Source organism: Nostoc sp. T09 (genome assembly GCF_002154695.1).
Lineage (GTDB): Bacteria > Cyanobacteriota > Cyanobacteriia > Cyanobacteriales > Nostocaceae > Aulosira.
Window position 1 is genome coordinate 24084 of the sequence record NZ_MTAV01000010.1, and the last position, 22336, is coordinate 46419.

Consider the following 22336-nt stretch of genomic DNA (forward strand, 5'->3'; position numbering starts at 1 on the left):
AGCTAAAGTTCCAATATTTCATAGAGGTAAGACTACTGTTATATTTCAGAAGAAGCCAGAAGCAATTAGTAAAAATACTATATCTTATAAAAAAATCACAAAAAAACTTAAATTTCTGCTTAAATATAAATTTTTATTCTATATTGAGTAAAATTTGGCTTGTTATGATCTTTTGATCTTGACCATCGAATTTCCTTCGAGTAGATTGGCAAAAGATAGAAAATGCAACTTGCTAACAAGCTATTAAATAATGCTCTTAGGCATTATTTAAAAAGTGTTTTATATCTAGTTTTATCTACTTCAATAAAGGAACTATCCATGCAGAACAACAAAAATTTACAACCCATCAATAAAATTTCTCTAACTCAGTATGAGGAATTATCCGAACTCGAACTGGAAACAGTATCCGGTGGAAAGGGTAGCAGTAACAGCAATAGGAGCCGTGAGGAAAGTAACCCTCGCCGTAGTGGCGCTGGCGCTTTCGTAATGGGAATTCGCGGTTAGGTCGGCAAAAACTTTTCATAATTGAATACTTGAACTAAAGTCAGGAAGTGGTAAGACGATTTTTCATCCTATTACCACTTCCTACTCTTTAAAGCTTCTAGGTTCAAAATAGTACTTAAATTTTTTACATTATGAAAATTATTCACATTGATATTCCGCATTCTTTAACAACAACAATTAAACCTTTTGATTTTGATACAGCCGCTTACTTGAATAATTTAGATATCGCCTACGATAGTATTGACATTAATATTGAGTTTTGGCAATTTTTACTTAATAAGATTGAAAGTTCACTCAATATAGAAGAAGATATTTTTTATCCTAAAATTTGCCCAACTTCAATTCGAGAATTAAACTATACAGTTGAAAAAATTCATACAAGTTTACACATTCCACTTTCAGCCTTTGGATTTTCGTTTGATGAACACTTAGTTTATTCTATTGCTGGAATCCAAAAACTCTGTGAAACCTTTAATGGGTTTGAAACTATTAATGAATTTATCCAATTAAGATTGAGTTCAATTTTACAGAATGAGAAAATTCCTACTATTATCAGTCTAGGGATCGATTCTAATCAAGCTCTTGGGTTTGCTGCTATTTTTGCAACTGCTTTAAGACGGTTACTTCCTACACAAGTCAAGATAGGAATTGGTAAACACAGCTATGAAAACTTTTCTTTAAGCTTTTGGTCTGATCAACTAGATAAATCTCAGGCTTTAAGCTCTATTTTTGATTTCATTATCTACCATGAGGAATATTTTAAACAAAGCTTAGTTAAACTGTGTGGTGTCTCTGACGAGCAGGTACAGTGTGCGTTAACCCAAGCTAATAACTATGGAGAACAGAATATTGATACCCGTACAACAGTGTATAAAACACTGATTCAGCAAAGCCACTATCAGGCTTTTTGGAATATTAGACCTGAGAAGCTAGTTTATTTAATGCCTTTATCCCGCAATAAGTGCTATTGGAAACGATGTACTTTTTGTGTTCAAATTAATAAGCATATTGCTGATCGCTTCTACTCAGAATCTTCTGAAATTAAAATTGCTTTGGCAACTATTCAAGCAATTTATGATTTAGGAATTCGACATATTATTTTTAACGACGAAGCAGCAACACCTAAAAATGTATCAGAACTTTGTCAATTTCTTGAGGATAAAAACATTCATGATTTACAATGGACAGTTCGGATTATTGCCGATGCAAATTTTGGTGACTCACTGATTGCTCAAATGGCAAAACTTGGGTGTCGTGAGGTTTTGTTTGGTTTAGAGACTGTTCTACCAACCACTGCTCAACAAATGGGGAAGGTATCTGCTTCAGCATCACAAGAAGAAGTAATGTCACTGTTAAGTCGATTTGGGCATCAAGGAATTGGCATTTTTCTGAATCTAATCTACGCTTTTCCTACCGAATCGGATGCCGATTTTTCAACCTCTTTTCAGTTTTATCAAAAAGCAAAAGTACAAATTCCAGGAATCACAGTGCAGTTCAATAAATTTGCATTGTTCTATAAATCAAAAATTTTTCAATCTCCAGAGCAATATGGTGTAACAATTATTCATGAACAGCCTAATTTTGATCTTCAACTTGTCTTTAACTATATTGATAAATTTGGCAGACAATATTCAGAGCCACCCAATCAACAGTATTTACTTGAATCCTTGGAAATGAATGAGTCAGAGCTAGATGAAGTTGATCAAAATTTTCTAGAAACTTTATTTCAAATTAATTATGCATCATTTGGTTTCATTCATAAGTGCCAAACCAACCAAAACTTGATGCGTCATGTTTTACCTAATTGTTAGATAATGAGGTGTGAATGAATCTTTTACTGGGATCAAGCGGCTATTTGGGTGTCAATCTTCTAGAGTATTTAGACCCTAATCAAACAATTACAGTTTCTCGCAGTAGCGAAAAACCAGAGGTTTTAGAGCATATTTGCCTTGATATCCGAGACGAACTGACATCATCAGAGTTGCAGCAAATCGTCAAGTGCAGACCCAGCCAGATTTATATTTTAGGCAGACCTACTGAAGATGATTTTTATATTAATAAGCGCTTTTACGATAATTTGAAGACATTATTTTTAAAGTTGGCAGATGATCCCATCCTGTCAACTATTCATTTTTTTAGCACAACCCTAGTATACGATGGTATTAAACACATTACCTCTTCTTTGTTAGGAGAGGTAAAACCCTACAGCTTTTACGAATACTTTAAATTAGATTTTGAGTTATTCCTTCACTACTTGAGTTTAAATATTAGACCCGATATTGCTGTATTTATTCATCGGTTACCCATTTTATTTGGCGGAATATTTTCGCCTCAAAAAAACTCAGACCAATTTCTCTACAGTTTTATTAATTCTTACATCCAAGGTAATGGTTGGAGGTTTGCTACGGAGGAAGACAAAAAATATGGAACTTCCTGGGCATTTACACCTGACCTATGCAAAGCAGTGACTTTGCCTCCTTCAAGCTCTGGTTTTCATCTAAAAAATGCTTCATCTGGGTTCTTTACTTATTTTCAGCTTCATGAATTACTGGTGCAATATTTTGGGCAACCTTTAAAGGATGAACTAAAGTTGTATCGAAGCTATTTTAACATTGATGATGAATTAGGCTTACCTCAGAAGAGTATTGATGATGCCGTTATTGCCATACAAAGTTCAATCAGCTAGTCTTGCTAAAGGCTTGACATAATGTTTAGCGATCCCAATCCCAACTCTTTACCTGAAATTCAACTCGATAACTTCCTCTCGCCAACTAATCGCTGGATGAAATTATTTGGAATTGTCCTGCTTAGTACGCTGGGAGGATTATCTGTTTTACCGTCTTTGTTCAAATATGATGTTGTCGTTAAAGTAGAAGCGGTTGTTCGTCCCCTTGGAGAAGTCAAGGCAGTGCAAGCGAGTGTTGAGGGAGCTATCACCCAGATTTATGTTAAAGAGAATCAAATCATTAAACAGGGCGAACCAATAGCTACAATTAATGATTCTCGCCTCAAGACACAGGTAATTCAACATCAAGAAAGCATTCGCAAAACTGAGCAACAACGAACTCGTATCGATGCCCAAATTGCTGCTCTCAATCGCCAAATTGCTGCTGAAACTGACCAAATAAAGCAGTCCGTGGCATCTGCTGAGGCACAACTTCAACTTAGTCAACGGAACTACCGCGATCAACAGTTAAAGACACAGGCAGATGTTCTACAAGCGCAAGCAAGTTTAGAGTTAGCGCAAGAAGAGCTAAATCGCTTCCAACAGCTAGCAAACACTGGAGCAATTTCCCTATTACAGCTAAGGGAAAAAGAATCTACATTTAAGGTAGCAATGGCTCAATTAGCAAGTGCAAGAGCATTGCTTAATCCGAGTGCAGCATTAGTCAAAATTGCTAATAAAGGAATTGCACAGCGACAGTCAGAAGGGCAAGCCGTTATTGCTAATTTGGTTAAAGATCGGGAAGTTTTAGTACAACAGGGGATACAACTCGAAAATCAGATTAGCTTCGACTACCAGCAGATTGCCCAGTTACAAAGAGATTTAAAGTCAACGATTGTGCGTGCTCCCGTTGATGGAACTATTTTACAATTGAATGTCCGCAGCACCAGTCAAGTAGTAGAAGCAAAAGATGTGATTGCTCAGGTTATGCCAAGCAGTGTTCCACTTGTCATTAAGGCTTATGCATCGTCACAAGATGTTAGCCAAATCAAGATTGGGCAAAGGGTGCAAATGAGACTTTCTGCCTGTCCCTATCCTGATTTTGGCACATTGAAAGGAAAGGTCAATGCCGTTTCTCCAGACACTGTTACGCTGATTCAAGGACAAACAGCAAACAAAGCAGCCTACGAGGTTACTATTGTACCTGAGAGACTGATGTTGACACAGGGAACACGGCAATGTCTTACTCAGGCAGGAATGGAAGGGCGGGCTGATATCATTACCAGAGACGAGACCGTCTTACAGTTTCTTCTCCGAAAAGCAAGACTGCTTACTGATGTGTAGATGTAGGAACCTGCAATAAGAAACTGATATAAGGACTCAACGCTTTGTTGCAGTTGGGTGTAGCACCAGTCCCAAACAGTCTTTAATTACGAATTACGTAAATTCATAGCGGCTTGCCGTACTCCTTCGGAGAACCTGTAGGGTGTGGAACGGTAGGGTATTATCAATTAGGAATTATGTTAATACCAGGCGATCGCTATGCTATCAGTCAGCGATACAGAAGCAGTTATTTTAAATTTAGTGCAGCCACTAGATAACCAGGGTGATACAGAAGTTGTAGATTTATTAGCAGGTGACGGTCGCATTCTCGCCACACCTGTCACTAGCAAACTGGACTTTCCCCATTGGGATAATTCGGCAATGGATGGTTATGCAGTGCGTTACCTTGATGTGCAGCACTGTAGCACCGAACAGCCAGCCGTTTTGGAAATAGTGGAGGAAATTCCTGCGGGATATCAGCCCCAGTCTACAATTCAACAGGGTCAAGCTGCACGGATTTTTACAGGCGCAGTGATGCCAAAGGGTGCAGATACTGTAGTTATGCAAGAAAGAACAAGGCGAGAGAAAAACTACGTTCATATCCTCGCGGCACCACAACCACAAGAATTTGTCAGGCACAAAGCATCTTTTTACCAAGCTGGGACACAATTGTTACCAGCAGGAATTAAATTAAATGCCGCAGAAATTTCTGTTTTAGCAGCAGCCCAGTCTCCTCAAGTTAGTGTTTACCGTCGTCCCCGTGTAGCAATATTTTCTACGGGTGATGAGTTAGTCACCCTCGATCAACCTCTAGCAGCAGGGCAAATTGTAGACTCTAATGGATATGCGCTGGCAGCGTTGGTAAGAGAAAGTGGTGCAAAACCGTTAATATTAGGCATTGTTAAGGATGATCCAGCAGATCTTGAGAAAACGATCGCCTACGCTATAGCCAACGCCGATCTAGTTATCTCTTCCGGTGGGGTTTCTGTAGGGGATTATGACTATGTTGATCAAATTCTAGAAAAACTAAGAGCAAAAATTCATATCCGTGCTGTGGCTATGAGGCCAGGAAAACCTTTGACTGTCGCTACCTTTTCCACTCACAACTCAGCACTCTATTTTGGTTTACCTGGAAACCCAGCTGCTGTTTTGGTCACTTTTTTGCGGTTTGTACAGCCAGCAATTAAAAAACTTTCTGGCTTGGGTGAGGGTTGGGAAACAGCATTTGTGAAAGTGCGATCGCACCACGAGTTGCGATCGGATGGCAAGCGCGAAACTTATGTTTGGGGTAAATTACAGTTAATTGATGGCGTTTATGAGTTTCACAAAGCTGGGGGTAGTCACAGTTCCGGCAATTTAATTAACTTAGCTCAAACCAATGCCTTAGCTGTTATCCCTGTAGGGAAAACATTAATTTCTTCAGGTGAAGAGGTGCAGGTTTTAAAAACACTATCTTAGACATAAGGTAGAGAGCAGTCAGTTCATACTCAAAATTAATTACTTGCTTTTATTGAGTACATCAGTGGTAATAAATTTGGATAATCTTTAACAACCCACTTACCTGGCTCAATTTCTGTTAAAAAAGTCCAACAATTATAGACACTGTAAGGATACTCATGCACATACTCGATTTTTAAGCCAGCATTGATTAGTGCATTGATCGCATCACTTAAGCTATGTGTCCATTCATATGATACTTGGTTAATTTTAGTATCTGGTTCAGCATAACTACTCTCATTTTCAAAGCTTAAAGGCTCATCAGAATGAAAATAAGGGTACTTCAGTTTTTTGCCTGCTTCATCTAGCATTAATACTACAGGGTGAAATTCAACTATATAGAAAAATCCTCCAGGTTTAATAAATTCTTTGATAACTTCACCCCAGTTGTTTAAATCTGGAAGCCAACAAATTGTTCCATAGGACGTAAATACAATATCAAACTTTTCATTTATTTTATTAGGTGAATTATAAATATCAGTGCAGATGAAATTTGCATTGACTTCTAATTTATTGCTTAATTCCCTAGCCTTAATGATGGCATTTTCTGAAATGTCAATACCCGTTACTTTAGCTCCTAACTTAGCCCAAGAAATCGTATCCATACCAAAGTGACATTGTAAGTGCAATAAAGTTTTGTCTCTTACATCACCCACTTCACTCATTTCTATGGAATTTAAAGATAACTTACCTGCTTCAAACCCATCAACATCGTAAAATTTGGAGCCTATATTTATCTGGGTTAACTTATTCCACAACTGTTTATTTGTTTCAAAATATTGATCCACAGTTTAACCTCCACTATCGGATGGGGTTTTAGCTTTGAGTGCGATCGCTCCTAGATTATCCTCATTCACCTAAGAATAAACAGTGTGACTACAAAAATTCACCAAGCCAAAGCCAAACCATCAGCACGAGACTCAGAGGCAGCAATTAATACTTGATTTTGCTTGTAAATAATTTGACCACGTCCAAAGAAATCATCAGGATTTTGCTGTACATGATGACCACGCTGAACTAGTCCCTGTGCTATTTTCTGGGATGCAGTTTGCTCTAACAATACTGTAGAGTCAGAGACGAATTGCCATCTAGGTGCATCTAAAGCAGCTTGGGGATTCAAGTCATAATCAGCCAAATTTACCACTACTTGCAGATGTCCTTGTGGTTGCATGGCTCCGCCCATGACACCAAATGCCCCAATCGGTTGATTATTTTGAGTCAAAAAGCCGGGGATAATGGTATGAAAAGGGCGTTTACCTGGAGCGAAGTGGTTAGGATGTTGGGGATCGACACTAAATCCGTAGCCCCGATTTTGCAAAGCTATGCCAGTACCAGCGGGGAGAATGCCACTACCAAAGCCTGTGAAGTTAGATTGAATGAAAGATACCATTAATTCGCCATCGGCAGCGGCTAGATATACAGTTCCACGTTTTGGTAATCCTGGTTCAGCTAGGGCGATCGCTTGTTCTGTAATTAAACCACGGCGCTTTGCTGCATAATCTAAGGAGAGGAGATGCTCCGCAGTTACTTCTAAAAAACGTTCATCCGCAATGTATTTATACACATCTGCAAAGGCTAGTTTCATCGCTTCAATTTGCAAATGGTAACTTTCTGCTGATTCGCGGGGATAACGAGACAATTCAAAGCCAGAAAGGATATTTAAGGCAATTAAGGTAGCAATCCCTTGGGTATTCGGGGGAATTTCCCAAACTGTCAAATCTCGGTAGTTTGTAGAGATTGGTCGCACCCATTCAGCTTTATGAGCAGCTAAGTCATTTTTGGTTAAGTATCCACCAGTATCGGCGGCAAAGTCTGCGATTTGTTGCGCGATATTGCCACGATAAAAGCTTTCGCCACCAGTAGCGGCTATTTCACGCAAAGTTTGGGCGTGTGCGGGAGAATGCCAAATTTCTCCGGCTTTTGGCGCTCTATTATTAGGGAAAAATACCGTTTTAAAACAGTCAAATTCTTTACCAACTAGAGAAAGATAATTTTGTTCCAACCGTTGCCAAGCTAGTGAAACCATAGGCGACACAGGAAAACCTTCCTCGGCGTAACGAATTGCAGGTGCAAACAAGTTCTCAAAAGGTAAACGTCCCCAACGTTCCCACAAGGTTCGCCATGCGGAAACAGCACCTGGTACAGTAACAGCACGCCAATCATATTTCGGTACAGCATTGAGTCCAGCAAATTCTTTTAAAGTAAGTTTTTGCGGACTTTTCCCGGAAGCGTTTAAACCGTGCAGTTTCCCATCCCAAACTAAAGCAAAAGCATCAGCACCAATGCCATTGGCCGTAGGTTCTACTACGGTAAGTGCGATCGCAGTAGCTATGGCAGCATCAACAGCGCTACCACCAGCCCATAACATTTCCATACCAGCTATAGTCGCCAACGGTTGACTGGCTGCGACAGCTCCGCGACTACCCATTATCACTCGTCGGGTACTAAGGTAGGGATAGTTGGTGAGGTTTCCCAAACTCATTTTTTGTGCAGAAGACTGGACAGAATTTTTTATATCTGTATAAGAACATACAATATTTTTTCATATCTTGCTGTGTTGGTGAACACATATAGTATTTTGTTCTTAGGCGATCGCAAGTTGATATCTGCATCAGCACAATTTTTTAGCTAGACGTTTTAGGGAGAACCGTACTGATTAATTCTTGTTGTTACTACCTTTTAATAAGCCATGATTTAGGTACGGTATTCTTGAATCTTAGAAGTGCAATTAACCGTATTTCGAGTCATTATATTTCGCCGTATTCTAATAATTAAGTAAACGATAAATCCTGAAGCAATTAAATAAAAAGCTAGGAATTGGAGAAACATATATGGCTTTAGTACGTTATAATCCTTGGCAAGAATTGAACGCAGTGCAACGTCAAATCGACTCTCTATTTGAAGATTTCCAAGCACCTACTTTTGCTAGGGCTATAGCAGCCGAACTGCATGAAACTGAAGATGCTATACACCTGAAGCTGGAACTACCTGGAATCGAGGCTAAGGATGTAGATATTGAAGTCACTGAGAAAGCAGTTAAGGTGGTTGCTGAACGTAAGTCTGAAACCAAAACAGAGGATAATGGTAAAACAAAAAGTGAATTTTACTACGGTAAGTTCCAACGAGTAATTCCTCTAACTGCTCGCATCCAAAATACCAACGTCAAGGCAGAATATAAAGACGGAATTTTGAATTTGACTCTGCCCAAAACAGAGCAAGAAAAAAATAAAGTCGTTAAGATTAACCTTGGCGAACCTGCGGCATAAATTTGATATTAGTGAGCAGGTATTCAACTAATAGCGTGACATAATAATATTAAACCTGGTTGAATTATCAACCAGGTTTTTTACTTTAACGACTTGTTTATTTGCCCGCTCAGGCAGGTACTAATCTATTCTTTTGAATTTGACTCTTCACAGCAGTATCTTGGTAGATTTCTGCTTTGAGGGGTCTGTAAATCAACTCGTACCAATAATGACCGACTCGTGCGTCAAAACCTTGTGGTTGACCCCGCATAAATAGGTGCAGGCATTTTGCAGATTTACCAGGTAATAACTGCCAGGAAAAACAACTTTTATTGCCTTCATGGGGATGTGTTACCGATTCTATATGCAAATTAGTTGCTAAACCGTAAGCAGCATAAGGTTCTGCTGTTGAGCCAACGGCGAACCAATCAGGAACAGGGAAGACTTGCTCAATTTCCTGTGTTTGTCCCATATTCATATGAGCAAAGTATTGCAGCCCAAAGTCAAGATTGACTATTTCTGCACCTTCTACTCTGTCTTCTTGCGCTTTCGGTTTTCCTTTGACAAATAATTCCTCAATCAAATAATCTGCGCCAGCATATAAACTAATAACTCGATAAAGTTCACACACTAAATGACGATTGTGACCAGTAATCGGATCTGGCCCCATATAATCAAAGGGTTCGGAAGCAATGGTAATTGTGGCGCGGACAGGACCATTTGAGTGAGATACCAGTCGATAAGAATGATTGAACAAAGAGACTTGATAGTAAGGTGATTTGGGATAAGAAAGTCCCGGTAACTGGAGTTTATTCACCTGCATACAACGTTTCTCTGGATCTTGACCCACCCATTCACCCATTGCAGCCGGGAACGGATCGAGCATTTCTTGGCGATCTAACTGGACGCTGCTAGCTGAACCAGAAAACCAGTTCCGTTCATTGTCTTCGGGTGCTGGTATTAAATTAAACCAGATAATTAGACGATTATTGACAAACCGGACTCCCCGTTCTCGTCTATCAGAGCCGTAGACTATTTCTAAGTATGGCTCCCCGATTCCTAGTGGTATTGGTTTACCTCTATCTACGCGGATAAAGGTTGAGGCTAAAACATTATCTTCCGTTCCTGGGGGAATGGGCTGAGGTAATTGGACAACTAGCGTGTCACGGGAGGGATCTTCTGGGTCAATTCGGTCAATTTGGGCACTTAGAGGTTGATATGAAAGGTCACGCAAGTCGCTTAATACGAGTTCCTCTGGTGAAATTTGAAATTGTTGGGCGATCGCTTGCCAAGGTATACTGCAAATACCGCTTCGCCAATAATTTGAGGGATTAAAAACAGTCAATAAATTAAGGGATGGCACGAGTTCGCCCTCCGTTGAATATTTATGAAACTGTACTGATGGCTATTGTTTTGAAATCAAGAGAAAAATTGCAGCAATGTTACAGTAAACGATTTTTGTGCTCTAATCCTAAATAGGAAAAAAGTAACCAAAAGTGCTGATAAAACAACCTCTGAGGCTGTTCTATGACTGAAATAAATTCTCAACAGCCCATTAATACTGTAGCTAATATCCTGGCAAGCTACGCATTGGGAAAACGAAACTTTAGCAAAGCAGAACTGGGTGATGCGAATTTACAAGGTGTTAACCTGAAAGGTTCTGACCTTAGCTATGCTGACTTAAGTGAAGCGAACCTGAGTGGTGCTAATCTCAGAGGCACTGACCTGAGCTTTGCGGATCTGAGTCAAGCTAATCTTAGAGATGCTGATTTGAGGGGAGCTTTGTTATTTTCAGCCAATCTCCGCCAAGCTGATTTAGCAGGAGCAAAGTTAGAAAAAGCAGATTGCGATCGCAATACTTATTTTCCCGAAAATTTTGACTCAGTTCAGGCGGGTGTGCAAATTAAAGAAGGATGAAAGGCTCGCGGATAGACGCGAAGAAGAACGCAGAAAAACACTGCGTTCTTCTGCGTTTAAAAACCTTTATGGACACTCATTAGTTGTACATTGGCGTTGGCAAAGTAGCAAGCCGAACCATGCTTGGGGATCAGTCCAAACTTGTAATGCTTGGAATGCATGGTTATCTAATACCGAGATTAATGTTGGTATGTGAAATTTACGGGAGATTTCGGTGCGAATTGTTTCTCCGGCTTGGAGCGAGACTTCAAACTCTAAAGCTTCTAAGATGACGGTTTGATCTGTCAAACTCCGCAGATGCATTTCAATTTGATTGTCTACTCGATTGTAGAACGCCCAGTGAGTAAAATTGTTTAGAGAAAAATTACCTTGAAAACGTTGATTGAGATGGTTGAGGATATTGAGGTTAAAGGCTGCGGTGACTCCTTGGGAATCGTTGTAAGCCGCTTCGATAATTTCTATCGGCTTTTGCAAATCTACCCCTAACAGAAAAAATTCTCCTGGTTTTAGAGCTTGTTGAACTTGTGTTAGGAACTTATCGCATTGTTCGTCATTTAAATTCCCCAAGGTGCTCCCTAAGAAAATCAGCATCCGATTCTCTAATTCTGCTGGAGGAAGTTGGGCTAATGCTTGTTCGTAAGTTCCTGCTAAACCGCAAAGCTTCAATTTGGGGTATTGACGTAGCAAATCCAAGGCTGTGGTTTTGAGGATACCGCTACTAACATCAATTGGGTAATACTCTAGTTCTTGAACAATCTTACTGTATGCTTCTAGTAACAGACGAGTTTTACGGGAACTACCACTACCTAGTTCAATTAAATGACAAGAACCTGTCATCTGAGCAATTTCGGCAGCGTAGGTTTCTAAAATAGCTTGCTCGGTGCGAGTTGGATAATATTCTGGTAGATCACAAATCTGCTCAAATAAGTCTGAGCCTGAGTCATCGTAGAAGTAACGACAGGGCAAAGTTTTGGGATTTTTACTCAGTCCTTCGATTATATCTGTACCTTCATCAACTGATGCGATCGCTGAATTCAAATTAATCCAACGCAAGCGCGAATTCTCTTTTTGTTCAGTCTTCAAGTTATTTGTCTCCTCTAAGTTAAGTAAGGTTTTAATTTTTAATCATGTCAAGCAAGTAGATGCAGATATCTAATCTGCTCTACAGTATGAATGTGGAGATTGATAAGCTTTTATACTAAGGCGATCGCTTGAGTTTTTTTATCTATCTCAGGTTCCTGATTTTGCGCTTCATATTCACCAAATTGCTGAATGAGTTTAGCAACCAAACTTGTCCATCCAGTTTGATGACTTGCCCCAATTCCTGCTCCATTATCACCATGAAAATATTCATGAAAAGAAATTAAATCTCGCCAGTGCAGATCAGTTTGAAACTTTTGTGTATTACCATAAACAGGTCTTTGACCAGAGGAATTTTGCAGGAAAATTTTGATTAATCTTTGAGATAGTTCAGATGCAACTTCCCACAGTGTCATCATTTTACCAGAACCTGTAGGACATTCTACTTGGAAATCGTCGCCTAAGTAATAATGAAACTTTTGCAGTGATTCAATCAGCAGGAAATTGACTGGAAACCAGACGGGACCGAGCTAGTTAGAATTACCGCCAAATAAACCACTGCTAGATTCAGCAGGTTCATAATCTACGCAAAATTTAGAACCATCCACATCAAAAATATAGGGATGTTCGGCATGAAATTTAGAAAGGGCGCGAATGCCGTAGGGGCCAAAAAACTCGTTTTCATCTAACATCTTTTGCAGGATGCTTCTGAGTTTATCCCGTGACACGATCGCTAGTAATCTTCTAGCGCCCACGCCTTTTGTCACCATACAAGCGACATTTTGCTTTAAGTCAGGGCGATTTTTAATGAACCATTCCAAGCAACTTTTGAAGCCAGGAAGCATATTTAAGGTTTCTGGTTCAATGGTTTCAATTGCAAATAGAGGAATTAGTCCCACCATTGACCGGACTTTTAAAGTAATCTGCCGTTCTGGTAAATGCAGGACATCGTAGTAAAATCCATCTTGCTGATTCCACAAACTGGCTTCTAGTTCACCGATTTTGTTCATAGCATCGGCAATGTAGCGGAAATGCTCAAAGAATTTTGTGGCAATGTCTTCGTAGACAGGATTGGTTTTTGCCAATTCCAGCGCGATCGCCAACATATTCAAAGGATACTCCCACTTGTCAGGCATGGAGAGGATATCTTCATTGTAGAGATGAAATCATTCGTGATTTCTGACCTTGCAACGTTCTGGCGGTGGGGGTGGTGTATTGCGATCTCCTTTGAGCCAATCTTCTAAAATATAGTGGTAGAATTGCTTGCTCCACAGCATCCCCGCAAATGCCTGTCTTTGCACATTACGCATATCTGCACTCAGAGGAAATGGCATAATGCGTTGATAAAATTCATCTGCTTCCTGCTGTCGGTTCAAAAAAATGGTATCGAATTCTAAGTTAAATGGATTGGCTAAATTTGGTACATCGCTCAGCCGCAATTTGACAGTTTGAGTTTCACCTGCACCAAGCGATCGCAAAACACAGTCGTTGATGATTATCAGAGATACCAGCAATCCCATCTTCACCCCAACGGTAAGCGCGAGAACGAGCCTGATCGTGAGTGAAGTAGTCCCAGGCAGCACCATTGGGGCTATAATCTTCACGTACTGTACCCCATTGGCGATCGCTCAAATATGGTCCCCACCTGCGCCAATGAGCTTGATGAGTCTGGGCTGCTGCTAATCTGATTTCTTCCTGGGTTAGAGTTTTCATCATCAGTATTACCCGATGCCTAACTGCACAATAATTGAGTTCCTTAATTTGCTGTCTGAAGTATCCTGTAGCTACTAAATATCAAGCTGAGTTACGGCTTAAAAGATGCTAGAAATTAGCCCAACATAAATACAGCATATACTCAGGCAAAACTCATATTTATGGTTTCAACTGATGAGTAACAGTAATTCAAAAAACACCTTTTTTAGTAAATTACAGCGATTTGCAAAATAATCAGACAGAAGTTATAAAGTGGGTATTGCTTCATACCTCAAATGTGTACCGCATCAGCCTTTCTAGGCAATGCCCACCTACATAAATTGCTGTTTGAGTACTTAACTCGCGCTTAGCGATGCTCTCAAAGAATAGCCAAAGAATCTAGACACCTGGTGACGACATATCGGACATTTGTTGATATCTGGTTGATCTGGTGTCATAGCGATTGGCTGCCAATAAATTTTACTAGTTCCACTTGCGGTAATTTCAACCTCCATGCGGTAACGAATCATCTTCTTGCAAACCAAGCAGGGCTTTTCCGTGTATTGAAGCATACTGCAATCCTGTTGTAACTGAATTGGTACTTGATGAGTGTGCCAATGCTTCAAATAGAAGCATTTATTTGTCAGCACTTAACAGAAGTAATATGCAAATTGTTTTAGATTTTTTAATAATGTTAAATGGCTGCTCTATTTACACCGTGGTGTACTAAGTAGTTGGACAAAATTAAATTCATTCGTGGAGCCAGAGAACAGGTGAGCCAGCGCGGTCTGGGGGGGGGTTTCACGCCACTTGCTACAGAGGAACCTGCACAAAGCAGTGGCTCCTCATGAGCGATTAAGGAGCTTTGTAGTTTTTGAAATTCAATGTTGCTGCTCAGATTTTAAACTAAACAGCTTAGTTTGCTTTCACGACAGCTAGGCTATTAGGGCTTAAATTCTCCTACCCCATGTCTACAAAATAAGTGGTTTCCCTGCCAATAATGTAAAGAATATTTACTAGATAACCTTAATATATACTCGATAGTGATAACTTTTTGAGCTTGATATATTAATCAGATTTGATTTTTGAAAAACCGATCTACTCTTAAAGCTTATGTATAAAAAAATTGCTATTCCTATTTTAAGTCTCATGTTTGCAACACTCATGCCTAATGTGGTAGTTGCTGAGACTGTGATGCAAAAAGTAGCCAGAACAGGGGTATTAACAGCTGGTACTAGTAGAGATGCACTGCCTTTTGCCTACGTGGATAGCCAGGGTAAGTTAAATGGCTATTCTGTAGATATGCTGACTCTGATTAAAGAGCAATTAGAAAAAGAGCTAGGAAAAAAAATTAAACTGCAATTAGTGGGTCTTAGTCCGTCTGAGCGGATTCCTAAAATAGTTAATCAACAAGTTGATATTGTCTGCGACGCTAGTAGCTTTACATGGCAGCGGGATAAAAAAGTAGATTTTTCTGTCAGCTACGGTGTGACTGGAACTCAATTATTAGTCAAGAAAGGAAGTAATCTAGGTTCTCCCGAATCCCTGATTGGTAAACGAATTGGGGTGCTAGCAGGAACTACAAATGAACAAGCGATCGCTCGTGTACAACCCCAAGCTAAACTGGTGTATTTTAAAACTAGGGCAGAGGGATTCACCGCTTTGCAACAAGGCACTGTTGATGCTTTCTCATCCGATAGCATTCTCTTAGAGGCATGGCTGCAAAAGCAAAAAAATTCAGAGGCTTTTGCGATCGTACCCGATCGCCCCTATTCACGAGAAGGTATCGCTTGCATGGTGCCTGAAAATAACTCCAAATTATTGGATACAGTTAACTATTCTCTCGTCAAGTTCATGCAAGGATTCGTCAATGGTAATCAACGATATGTGACGATTTTTGACCGTTGGTTTGGGCCTCAAGGTACTGTAGCTCTCAACCGGGATTTACGTGATTTGGTAGTGGAAACTATGCAATTGGTCATAGAATTTCGTGAGGAAGTTCCCAAAAGTGACCTCTAGGCTTTCGCAAATGGCTAACTACAAACGCAAAGCCACTCAATACCTATACGATCAAAGAATCCCTCAACAAATAGCCGAGGGATTTTCAATCGAATTAGAACCATCCTTCTTGTTCTAAAGTTTCGATTAGCTGCAAACCACGGGGGTCGCCTACACCTAATAATGAGGCTTTAGCGTCTTCTCTGACACCTAAATCTTGGTCTTCGGCAAAAGCTTGAATTAGAGCGTCGATCGCTGTGCCATAAACTATGTTAGATGGTAGTTCGCGGCACAACTGTCCAATTGCCCAGGCGGAGTTACTCCGCACCGGGGCTACTGGGTCTTTAACTAAGGCTTCGATTAGTGGTGGTATCGCTCCTATGATGGCTTCATAACTGACTTCTGCCATCTGTGCCAAGGCACTGGCAGCCCACAAACGCACTGCGGAAATATCAGTTCTTAAGGCGTCGGCTAGGGGTGCTAAAGAACGGCGATCGCGGCAATTTCCTAAAGCCCAAACCACACCTTTACGCACATAACCATTCCAATCCCGGTTCAGTTGAGCAATCAAAGGCTCTACTGCATCGTCACTGGGATTGCGCCCAATACCATAGGCTGCACTCACCCGCACTAAGGGGCAGGTATCAGTTAACAAACGGATGAGATGGGGTGTAGCACGCGCATCTTCGATGTCACAAAAAGCACGCGCTGCTAGCATTCGTTGCTGCGGCTGGGCATTTTCTAACAGAGCTAGCATCACTTCTGGATCGGGTTTTGCCACTTCTGATTCAGAAAGCGGCTCCATGCGATCTAAGGGGCTTTCTAGCTCCACTTCGATATCGAGTAGGCTTAGGTCGTCTTCGTCATACATAATAGTGCAAGAAGGCAGAAGGGCAGAAGAGGCAGTGCCTTTGGTCTCCAGACTTGTGGCAACTGCCGTAGCAGAAGGGTGTAATGTTTATAAAAGCTGCTTTTTAGTCACATTTTAACTGCCTAAGCGATTCTGCCATACTGCACTAGTTTATTTTTCCATATTGAGTGATTTTACCATCCATAGGGATTGGGTTTGATAACCAAGTTGATTGTAAAGATTCAATGCTGCTTGGTTGGATTGAAATACTTGTAACCCAATCTGGCGATCGCCTCTTTGAGTTGCCCAATTTTCTATATATCTCATCAAAGCTGTACCAATACCTCGCCGCCGATGTTCTGGCACAACATAAAGGAGAAATATATGAGCATGACGGCTTCCTCCGACTTGATCTATGGCATTTCCTACCCATAGACAAGCCACCGGAGAGTTGAGGGATGAGGAAGAGGTAGAGAAAGAACTCTCCGTGTCTTGTTCGCCTGCTGCCTCATCTACCCACCACAAAGGCGTTTTATTGGAAAAGTATTGCTCGACTGTTTGGGCGAGATGAGAAAAATCCCCTTGCGGAAAAATATCCTGGTAACTTCGTTGCATGAACTTTACCAGTAGCGCCCGATCCAAGGCGGAGCCAAGGCGAATACTGTACCCTGGTATCAGTTGCTCAGGCACTTTTAACACTAATTTGGGTTAGCTAATTGAGTTATGGGATGGGGCAATTAACCCTACTTCTTCAATTGGTGCAGGTGCAGCCATATCAGAAGGTAAAAAGATGCGGGCGCTGACTGCTACTAGGGCAAGGATAAATACTAGCACTACCAGCAAAGGAGCAATGTATTGACGAAAAATAGCCATATTGGGATGAGAAGGAGCTAGGTAGCTTTTTAAGAAACTAGCTGTAGATTTGTAAAGTTTTCTTGATTTATTTTAGCGATGTTCTGGCAATAACAAACAAAAGCTATCAGCGATCGCGAAGTAGAGCAGTGTTAGCGCTGATCGCGATCCCAGTCTTCAATGACTTTCTCAACATACCAATTTTCCTCCATACCAGGATAATTTTGCTTGGCTTGCTCAATTAACCGTTCAGCAGTATCTATGTCACCATCTAATTTCGCAATCAGTCTATTTTTGAGATCGCTTTCATAGAGAAAATCGTCTGTCTGATTTGGCATTCTGCTATTAAATGACTGTGACTGCTCTCTACGCAATTGCCAAAATAAAACGTAGTACAGTGTACCAAAAATTAAAATCAGACTGAGTGTTCCCAAAAGAGTTAGCAGGTTAAAGCCTAGAAATCCTAATACTAACTGCGAGAGAACGTAGCCTAGTAGCAGTCCAGTAAGTAAGAGGATAAACGTGCCGACAATAATAACTACTTGGTTCCCCATACATCCTCTTCTTCTTCCTCAAGTCCTGGTCTGTTAATTGCCACTGGCTTAGAGTTCCAGGGGGCAAATATTGGCAACAGCAGTAGTCCTGGCACAGCAGCAACGATGGTAATTATAAAAAATAGCGGCCAACCTGTACTTTGTGCGATCGCCCCACCGGGAGACGCTAGAATATCACGGCTGACAGCCATTAAGCTAGAAAGCAAAGCATACTGAGTTGCAGAAAACTTCTGGTTACAAAGACTCATTAAAAATGCCACAAAGGCTGCTGTTCCCAAACCACCACAGAACTGTTCTATGTTGATGGCTAGAACCATAGCTTGATAGTTTTTACCTGTATAAGCTAGAGACAAGTAAGCAAAATTACTCACAGCCTGTAGAATACCAAATACCCAAAGCGATCGATTGATGCCAATTCTACTCAAAATTGCACCACCTGCCAGCGCCCCAACAATGGTAGCAATTAATCCCATACCTACCTGAATTGCGCCAATATCAGTTTTGGTAAAACCAACTTGTAGCAAAAAAGGCGTGGTCATATTGCTCAGTAAAGCATCACCCAGCTTGTAGAGGGTAATGAACAAAAGAACCAAAAGAGCTTGGAGGACACCTTGACGCTGGAAAAATTCGCTAAAGGGTAAAATGACGGCATCGGCTAAAGAGGCTGGAGGGCTAATTTCCTCTGGTTCTGGTGCAAACAAGGTTGCAAAAATCCCGATCGCCATCGTACCTGCCATAAACAAATAAACCGATGACCAAGGCATTCTATCGGCAAGTATCAATGCCAAAGCACCTGCGACTAACAGAGCAATGCGATAACCCAAAATGAAAACGGCTGCCCCAGCGCCCATTTCCAGTTTTTGCAAAACGTCGGTACGGTAAGCATCAACAGCAATATCTTGGGTTGCGCTCAAAAAGGCAATGACAATAGCGTTAATGGCTAGCAGCTGTAATGCTTGTTTGGGTTGCTGGAATCCCATGATAGCGATCGCGACTATTAAAGCCAGCTGCATCACAATTAACCAACCCCGCCGCCGCCCCAAAAATGGCAGAGTGAATCTATCGAGAAACGGCGACCAAAGAAACTTTAACGAGTAAGGCAAACTGGCGAGGCTAAACCAGCCAATGGCTGCCAAATCCACCTTTTCCACAGTCATCCAAGCTTTCAAGGTATTACCGATTAATAACAACGGCAAACCAGATGAAAAGCCAAGGAATAACAAAGCCGCCATCTTGCGGCTACCAAAAACTTGCAGCAGCGATCGCACTGGATTCATCTTTTCACGGTTCCTCCTCACCTCTTATGAATTGCAGTTATCTTGCCATAGCTGCCGGATGATTTCACGCAAATATGCCAAGTTACTTAAGAAAGGCAGTGGTCAGTTGTTAGTTGCGATTGAGTATTGATTACTTGTTTTCTCCCTGTTTCCGCGTCCCCGCGTCTACCTTCTGCCATCTTCAACTTGGTAGACTTGATGTCTCCTAATTTCTACCCCATGTGCAGCGAGGCATTTTTCCCAACCTTCACGGGTGCCAATATCACTTTTTTGCTTGAGCAGCCCTAATTGCTGTTCTTGTTGAGTGAGTTTAGCAAATTCTTCGTAGTAGGGGTAATTGGGTGTGACAAAGGTTTCTTTACGATGCAGAATTGGGGGATTTGCTCTGGTTTGGTAGTCGCGGTGAGTGATTTTTAAGGTAAGAAAGTCAATAATGATGCTGGCTTTTAAGGCGGGATGGGGATCAGTATCGAAGTCGGGGTAAAACAGATAGCAGATTTGCGGTTTGTCGGTGCAATATTTAATTAAGGTGGCACCATCTACACGTCCAATGGTACGGCTGGCGCAACCTTCATAAATTCGCAGCAAAGCATCGATCTCTGCAAGGGCTGAAACATGGACATAAAGGGCACCACGGGTATGTTTACCAATTTTGCTTTTTTCGCAGGCTGTTTGTACTACTCTTGGTTGACCTAAGCTAAAAAGTTTTTGGTCGGCGACAGCACAAGCTTCTTCATAACTTCCAAAAAAAGCTTTGATGTCGTGACGCATTTCTGGGGCTAGTTTATGCCATGACGGACGTTGCTCAAAATGGGTGAGGGCAAGATAAACTTGAATATCTAGAGAACGACGGTAGGCGATCGCATCCCATTCTGCTTCATCGGTAGCTTGTAATACTACGCTAAAGGCACGGCGGAAGTTACCAAACTCACTCAGTAGTTCCTGTTCATTGCTCAATTCACCTTTGACTGGTAATCTACCGCGTTTGGTGAAAAAAGCCATCAATGGTGCGAGAAGTTCTTGATAATCTTCAAATCGCTTGCTGGGGATACGGATTCGTGGGGTAGAACTTCGAGAAAAGAAGCGAATAGCTTTGTAATTTTCTTTTTCAGTTTCATCACGAAATACAAAGTAAACGCCTAAAGCCACGGGTACAGCATCTACATTCAGTACCTCATCAATGTAACTTTTAAGTTCTTCTTGTTCGTAATATTTCTGAAAAGTATTGCGACGGGTAACAATGCCATCGCTGTAAGCTAATTGTGTTTTACTAGGAGCATTAATTAGGATTTGAGCAGCGACAATTAAGACTTTGCGGGTGAGTTCCCAAGCTTTGATCAAGCTTTCGCGGCGTTCTTGGGGATCTTCAATAACGTTGAGGACGTAACCCAAATTGACAACATCGGCGGCAATAATTGATGCATCGGGATAGTAGTAAGGGTCCCAGCCTGTGCTGGTGTAACCTAAATTTGCCACACGCTGGACATCGCCACCGTAGCCGCAACCGTAATCAAAAAACGTAGTCTCTTGATTGATGAGTGCCGATTCTATGGCTAATCGCACAGGACGAGAGATGTCAATGCGGGCGATCGCAGCTCGATGACGCTCAATTTCTAAGTAGCTCTCCGACATAAGAGCATTTAAAATTTTTAAAGGATGTAGGGTGTGTCAGCAGCAGCATAACGCACCATGATTTATATCCTGTCAATCTTTCACCGCTAATTCAATTAAATCTTCAATTTTCTTGATATTTGGATCGCCAGCTAAGTAACCAATTCCCCGATGTAAGTGCAGGCGAAATTGGGTGGCGAGGGTTTCTTTGTCGGTGGCGTAACCGTCTTTGTGGCAGCGTTGCTTGAGGGCGAGGAGCAAAATATCTGACATTTCGCCGCCAAAGACGCGCCAGGTTAATTCGACGTTGCTATCTTGGGGAATGGGTACGGGGGAAGGTGGTGTTGGTTCTGCGAGGGAACGACAAAAAGCCCATCGACATAATATATTCCATTGGTCGATTTTGGTGTTGCGGCGGAGTTTCAGCAGTTGGTCTTTGGCTGTTTGGGAAAGTTTTATTCTTTCAATTGGCGATTCCATAATTTTTATAAATAACGAGTTTGGTAAAGAATTTAAGTATTGACTGGTTACAAACCCAAACAGTAGCGAACAGCAGCTTCAACTTCAAGCATCTTGGAGTTAGAAAGCTTTCCAGATGGGTCAGTAGGAAAGCGATTTGGATCTAAAGAACGAATTTGAAAACATAAGAATACTGTTTCAATAGGTAATCCACTATCACTTGTTAAGACCCTGATATTAGTTGGATAATCGCTCTTAATATTTATCCCTTTTGTGCCTACAATTACAGTTACAACCAAAGGTAATTGATTGATAGCATCTATAGATAAAACTAAAACTGGTCGTGTTCCAGACTGTTCTCGGCCCTGCACTGGATTAAGATTGACAAAATAAATTTGTCCTCTTTCGATATTCACAACTTTTCTAAACCATCCATTTCTGTAATACCAAATTCATTATTAATAGAGGTAAGCTCTACTTGTATATCTAAATCCTCAGCCATTGCAGCTAGTTGTGCATTCATATATTGCACATCAGCTAAATTATCTGATGTTTGCTTCCTTTCTTGCACTTGTTCTGTGATACGTTGTAAGAGCCATTCTAATTCTTCTAATGATAGAGTACGTAGGTCACGTTCTATTTCTTGTAAATGTGGTGATATCATAATTGCTGATCTGCTTTACAAAATCCGTTAGATATATTGTAAATATCTAAGTTTAAACAAATTGCGCTCGCTCAATTTTTTAACAATATCTACTAACCCAAGTTGCGGGTTATCGAATGATGTGTGCTTGTCACCCCTCAACAATTTA

The 22336-nt window shown here is 40.9% G+C and carries 22 protein-coding genes and 1 pseudogene; 8 read left to right on the forward strand and 15 right to left on the reverse strand.

Annotated features, from left to right (window positions below):
- Window positions 1-318 precede the first annotated feature (318 nt).
- The 5 genes from BV372_RS03790 to glp all read left to right on the forward strand — a co-directional run bounded on the left by BV372_RS03790 (window position 319) and on the right by glp (window position 5950).
- Complete coding sequence (locus BV372_RS03790) at window positions 319-504, forward strand: bacteriocin (protein ID WP_179197967.1); 186 nt, start codon at window positions 319-321, stop codon at window positions 502-504.
- A gap of 131 nt (window positions 505-635) precedes the next feature.
- Window positions 636-2315 carry a radical SAM protein gene (locus tag BV372_RS03795; RefSeq protein ID WP_086683501.1) on the forward strand — a complete coding sequence of 560 codons (1680 nt, stop codon included), beginning with the start codon at window positions 636-638 and terminating at the stop codon, window positions 2313-2315.
- A gap of 14 nt (window positions 2316-2329) precedes the next feature.
- Complete coding sequence (locus BV372_RS03800) at window positions 2330-3190, forward strand: NAD-dependent epimerase/dehydratase family protein (protein WP_086683504.1); 861 nt, start codon at window positions 2330-2332, stop codon at window positions 3188-3190.
- A 21-nt stretch (window positions 3191-3211) separates the two neighbouring features.
- The gene (locus BV372_RS03805; RefSeq protein WP_086683507.1) at window positions 3212-4513 is read left to right on the forward strand and encodes an HlyD family secretion protein; all 1302 of its coding nucleotides are present in this window, start codon (window positions 3212-3214) and stop codon (window positions 4511-4513) included.
- 198 nt (window positions 4514-4711) lie between these two features.
- The gene (gene glp / locus BV372_RS03810; protein WP_086683509.1) at window positions 4712-5950 is read left to right on the forward strand and encodes a gephyrin-like molybdotransferase Glp; all 1239 of its coding nucleotides are present in this window, start codon (window positions 4712-4714) and stop codon (window positions 5948-5950) included.
- A 35-nt stretch (window positions 5951-5985) separates the two neighbouring features.
- Here glp and BV372_RS03815 read toward each other — a convergent pair whose 3' ends face one another.
- Together BV372_RS03815 and BV372_RS03820 are read right to left on the reverse strand one after the other, a co-directional pair.
- Window positions 5986-6777 (reverse strand): bifunctional 2-polyprenyl-6-hydroxyphenol methylase/3-demethylubiquinol 3-O-methyltransferase UbiG, encoded by a 792-nt coding sequence (locus BV372_RS03815; protein ID WP_086683511.1) that lies wholly within the window; start codon window positions 6775-6777, stop codon window positions 5986-5988.
- A 98-nt stretch (window positions 6778-6875) separates the two neighbouring features.
- On the reverse strand, window positions 6876-8417 hold the full coding sequence (locus tag BV372_RS03820; RefSeq protein WP_256973078.1) for a gamma-glutamyltransferase family protein: 1542 nt from the start codon (window positions 8415-8417) through the stop codon (window positions 6876-6878).
- 403 nt (window positions 8418-8820) lie between these two features.
- Between BV372_RS03820 and BV372_RS03825 the strand changes: the two genes are divergently transcribed.
- Entirely contained in the window at window positions 8821-9255 is a 435-nt protein-coding gene (locus BV372_RS03825; RefSeq protein ID WP_086683515.1) for an Hsp20/alpha crystallin family protein, read from the forward strand.
- A gap of 109 nt (window positions 9256-9364) precedes the next feature.
- Here BV372_RS03825 and BV372_RS03830 read toward each other — a convergent pair whose 3' ends face one another.
- Window positions 9365-10597: a hypothetical protein gene (locus tag BV372_RS03830; RefSeq protein WP_086683517.1), complete on the reverse strand. Its 1233-nt coding sequence runs from the start codon at window positions 10595-10597 to the stop codon at window positions 9365-9367.
- Window positions 10598-10761: 164 nt separating this feature from the next.
- On the opposite strand from BV372_RS03830, the gene BV372_RS03835 reads away from it, so the two are divergent.
- Window positions 10762-11151 (forward strand): pentapeptide repeat-containing protein, encoded by a 390-nt coding sequence (locus BV372_RS03835; protein WP_086683519.1) that lies wholly within the window; start codon window positions 10762-10764, stop codon window positions 11149-11151.
- A gap of 66 nt (window positions 11152-11217) precedes the next feature.
- On the opposite strand, the gene egtD is transcribed toward BV372_RS03835, so the two are convergent.
- From egtD to BV372_RS38295, 3 genes and pseudogenes are all read right to left on the reverse strand, one after another.
- Complete coding sequence (gene egtD, locus BV372_RS03840; RefSeq protein ID WP_086683522.1) at window positions 11218-12234, reverse strand: L-histidine N(alpha)-methyltransferase; 1017 nt, start codon at window positions 12232-12234, stop codon at window positions 11218-11220.
- A 110-nt stretch (window positions 12235-12344) separates the two neighbouring features.
- A pseudogene (locus BV372_RS03845) lies at window positions 12345-13703 on the reverse strand (hypothetical protein); the annotation flags it as partial.
- Window positions 13687-13947: a hypothetical protein gene (locus BV372_RS38295; RefSeq protein ID WP_373270740.1), complete on the reverse strand. Its 261-nt coding sequence runs from the start codon at window positions 13945-13947 to the stop codon at window positions 13687-13689. The pseudogene BV372_RS03845 and the gene BV372_RS38295, both read right to left, overlap by 17 nt.
- A 1089-nt stretch (window positions 13948-15036) precedes the next feature.
- On the opposite strand from BV372_RS38295, the gene BV372_RS03850 reads away from it, so the two are divergent.
- Window positions 15037-15942: an amino acid ABC transporter substrate-binding protein gene (locus tag BV372_RS03850; RefSeq protein WP_086683525.1), complete on the forward strand. Its 906-nt coding sequence runs from the start codon at window positions 15037-15039 to the stop codon at window positions 15940-15942.
- 94 nt (window positions 15943-16036) lie between these two features.
- On the opposite strand, the gene BV372_RS03855 is transcribed toward BV372_RS03850, so the two are convergent.
- From BV372_RS03855 to BV372_RS03890, 9 genes are all read right to left on the reverse strand, one after another.
- Entirely contained in the window at window positions 16037-16792 is a 756-nt protein-coding gene (locus BV372_RS03855; protein ID WP_086683528.1) for a HEAT repeat domain-containing protein, read from the reverse strand.
- 150 nt (window positions 16793-16942) lie between these two features.
- Window positions 16943-17461 carry a GNAT family N-acetyltransferase gene (locus BV372_RS03860; protein WP_086683551.1) on the reverse strand — a complete coding sequence of 173 codons (519 nt, stop codon included), beginning with the start codon at window positions 17459-17461 and terminating at the stop codon, window positions 16943-16945.
- An 18-nt stretch (window positions 17462-17479) separates the two neighbouring features.
- Window positions 17480-17644: a hypothetical protein gene (locus BV372_RS35930; protein ID WP_179197968.1), complete on the reverse strand. Its 165-nt coding sequence runs from the start codon at window positions 17642-17644 to the stop codon at window positions 17480-17482.
- A gap of 131 nt (window positions 17645-17775) precedes the next feature.
- On the reverse strand, window positions 17776-18177 hold the full coding sequence (locus BV372_RS03865; protein WP_086683531.1) for an ABC transporter permease: 402 nt from the start codon (window positions 18175-18177) through the stop codon (window positions 17776-17778).
- The gene (locus BV372_RS03870) at window positions 18162-19454 is read right to left on the reverse strand and encodes an MFS transporter (protein WP_179197969.1); all 1293 of its coding nucleotides are present in this window, start codon (window positions 19452-19454) and stop codon (window positions 18162-18164) included. The genes BV372_RS03865 and BV372_RS03870 overlap by 16 nt, the downstream gene beginning before the upstream one ends.
- A gap of 165 nt (window positions 19455-19619) precedes the next feature.
- Window positions 19620-21086 carry a DNA phosphorothioation-associated putative methyltransferase gene (locus BV372_RS03875; RefSeq protein ID WP_086683534.1) on the reverse strand — a complete coding sequence of 489 codons (1467 nt, stop codon included), beginning with the start codon at window positions 21084-21086 and terminating at the stop codon, window positions 19620-19622.
- A 72-nt stretch (window positions 21087-21158) separates the two neighbouring features.
- Window positions 21159-21545 carry a DNA sulfur modification protein DndE gene (gene dndE, locus BV372_RS03880; protein WP_086683538.1) on the reverse strand — a complete coding sequence of 129 codons (387 nt, stop codon included), beginning with the start codon at window positions 21543-21545 and terminating at the stop codon, window positions 21159-21161.
- A gap of 47 nt (window positions 21546-21592) precedes the next feature.
- Window positions 21593-21940 carry a type II toxin-antitoxin system PemK/MazF family toxin gene (locus BV372_RS03885; protein ID WP_086683541.1) on the reverse strand — a complete coding sequence of 116 codons (348 nt, stop codon included), beginning with the start codon at window positions 21938-21940 and terminating at the stop codon, window positions 21593-21595.
- Window positions 21937-22188 carry a hypothetical protein gene (locus BV372_RS03890; protein ID WP_179197970.1) on the reverse strand — a complete coding sequence of 84 codons (252 nt, stop codon included), beginning with the start codon at window positions 22186-22188 and terminating at the stop codon, window positions 21937-21939. Before BV372_RS03890 ends, BV372_RS03885 begins: the two co-directional genes overlap by 4 nt.
- Window positions 22189-22336: the final 148 nt, after the last annotated feature.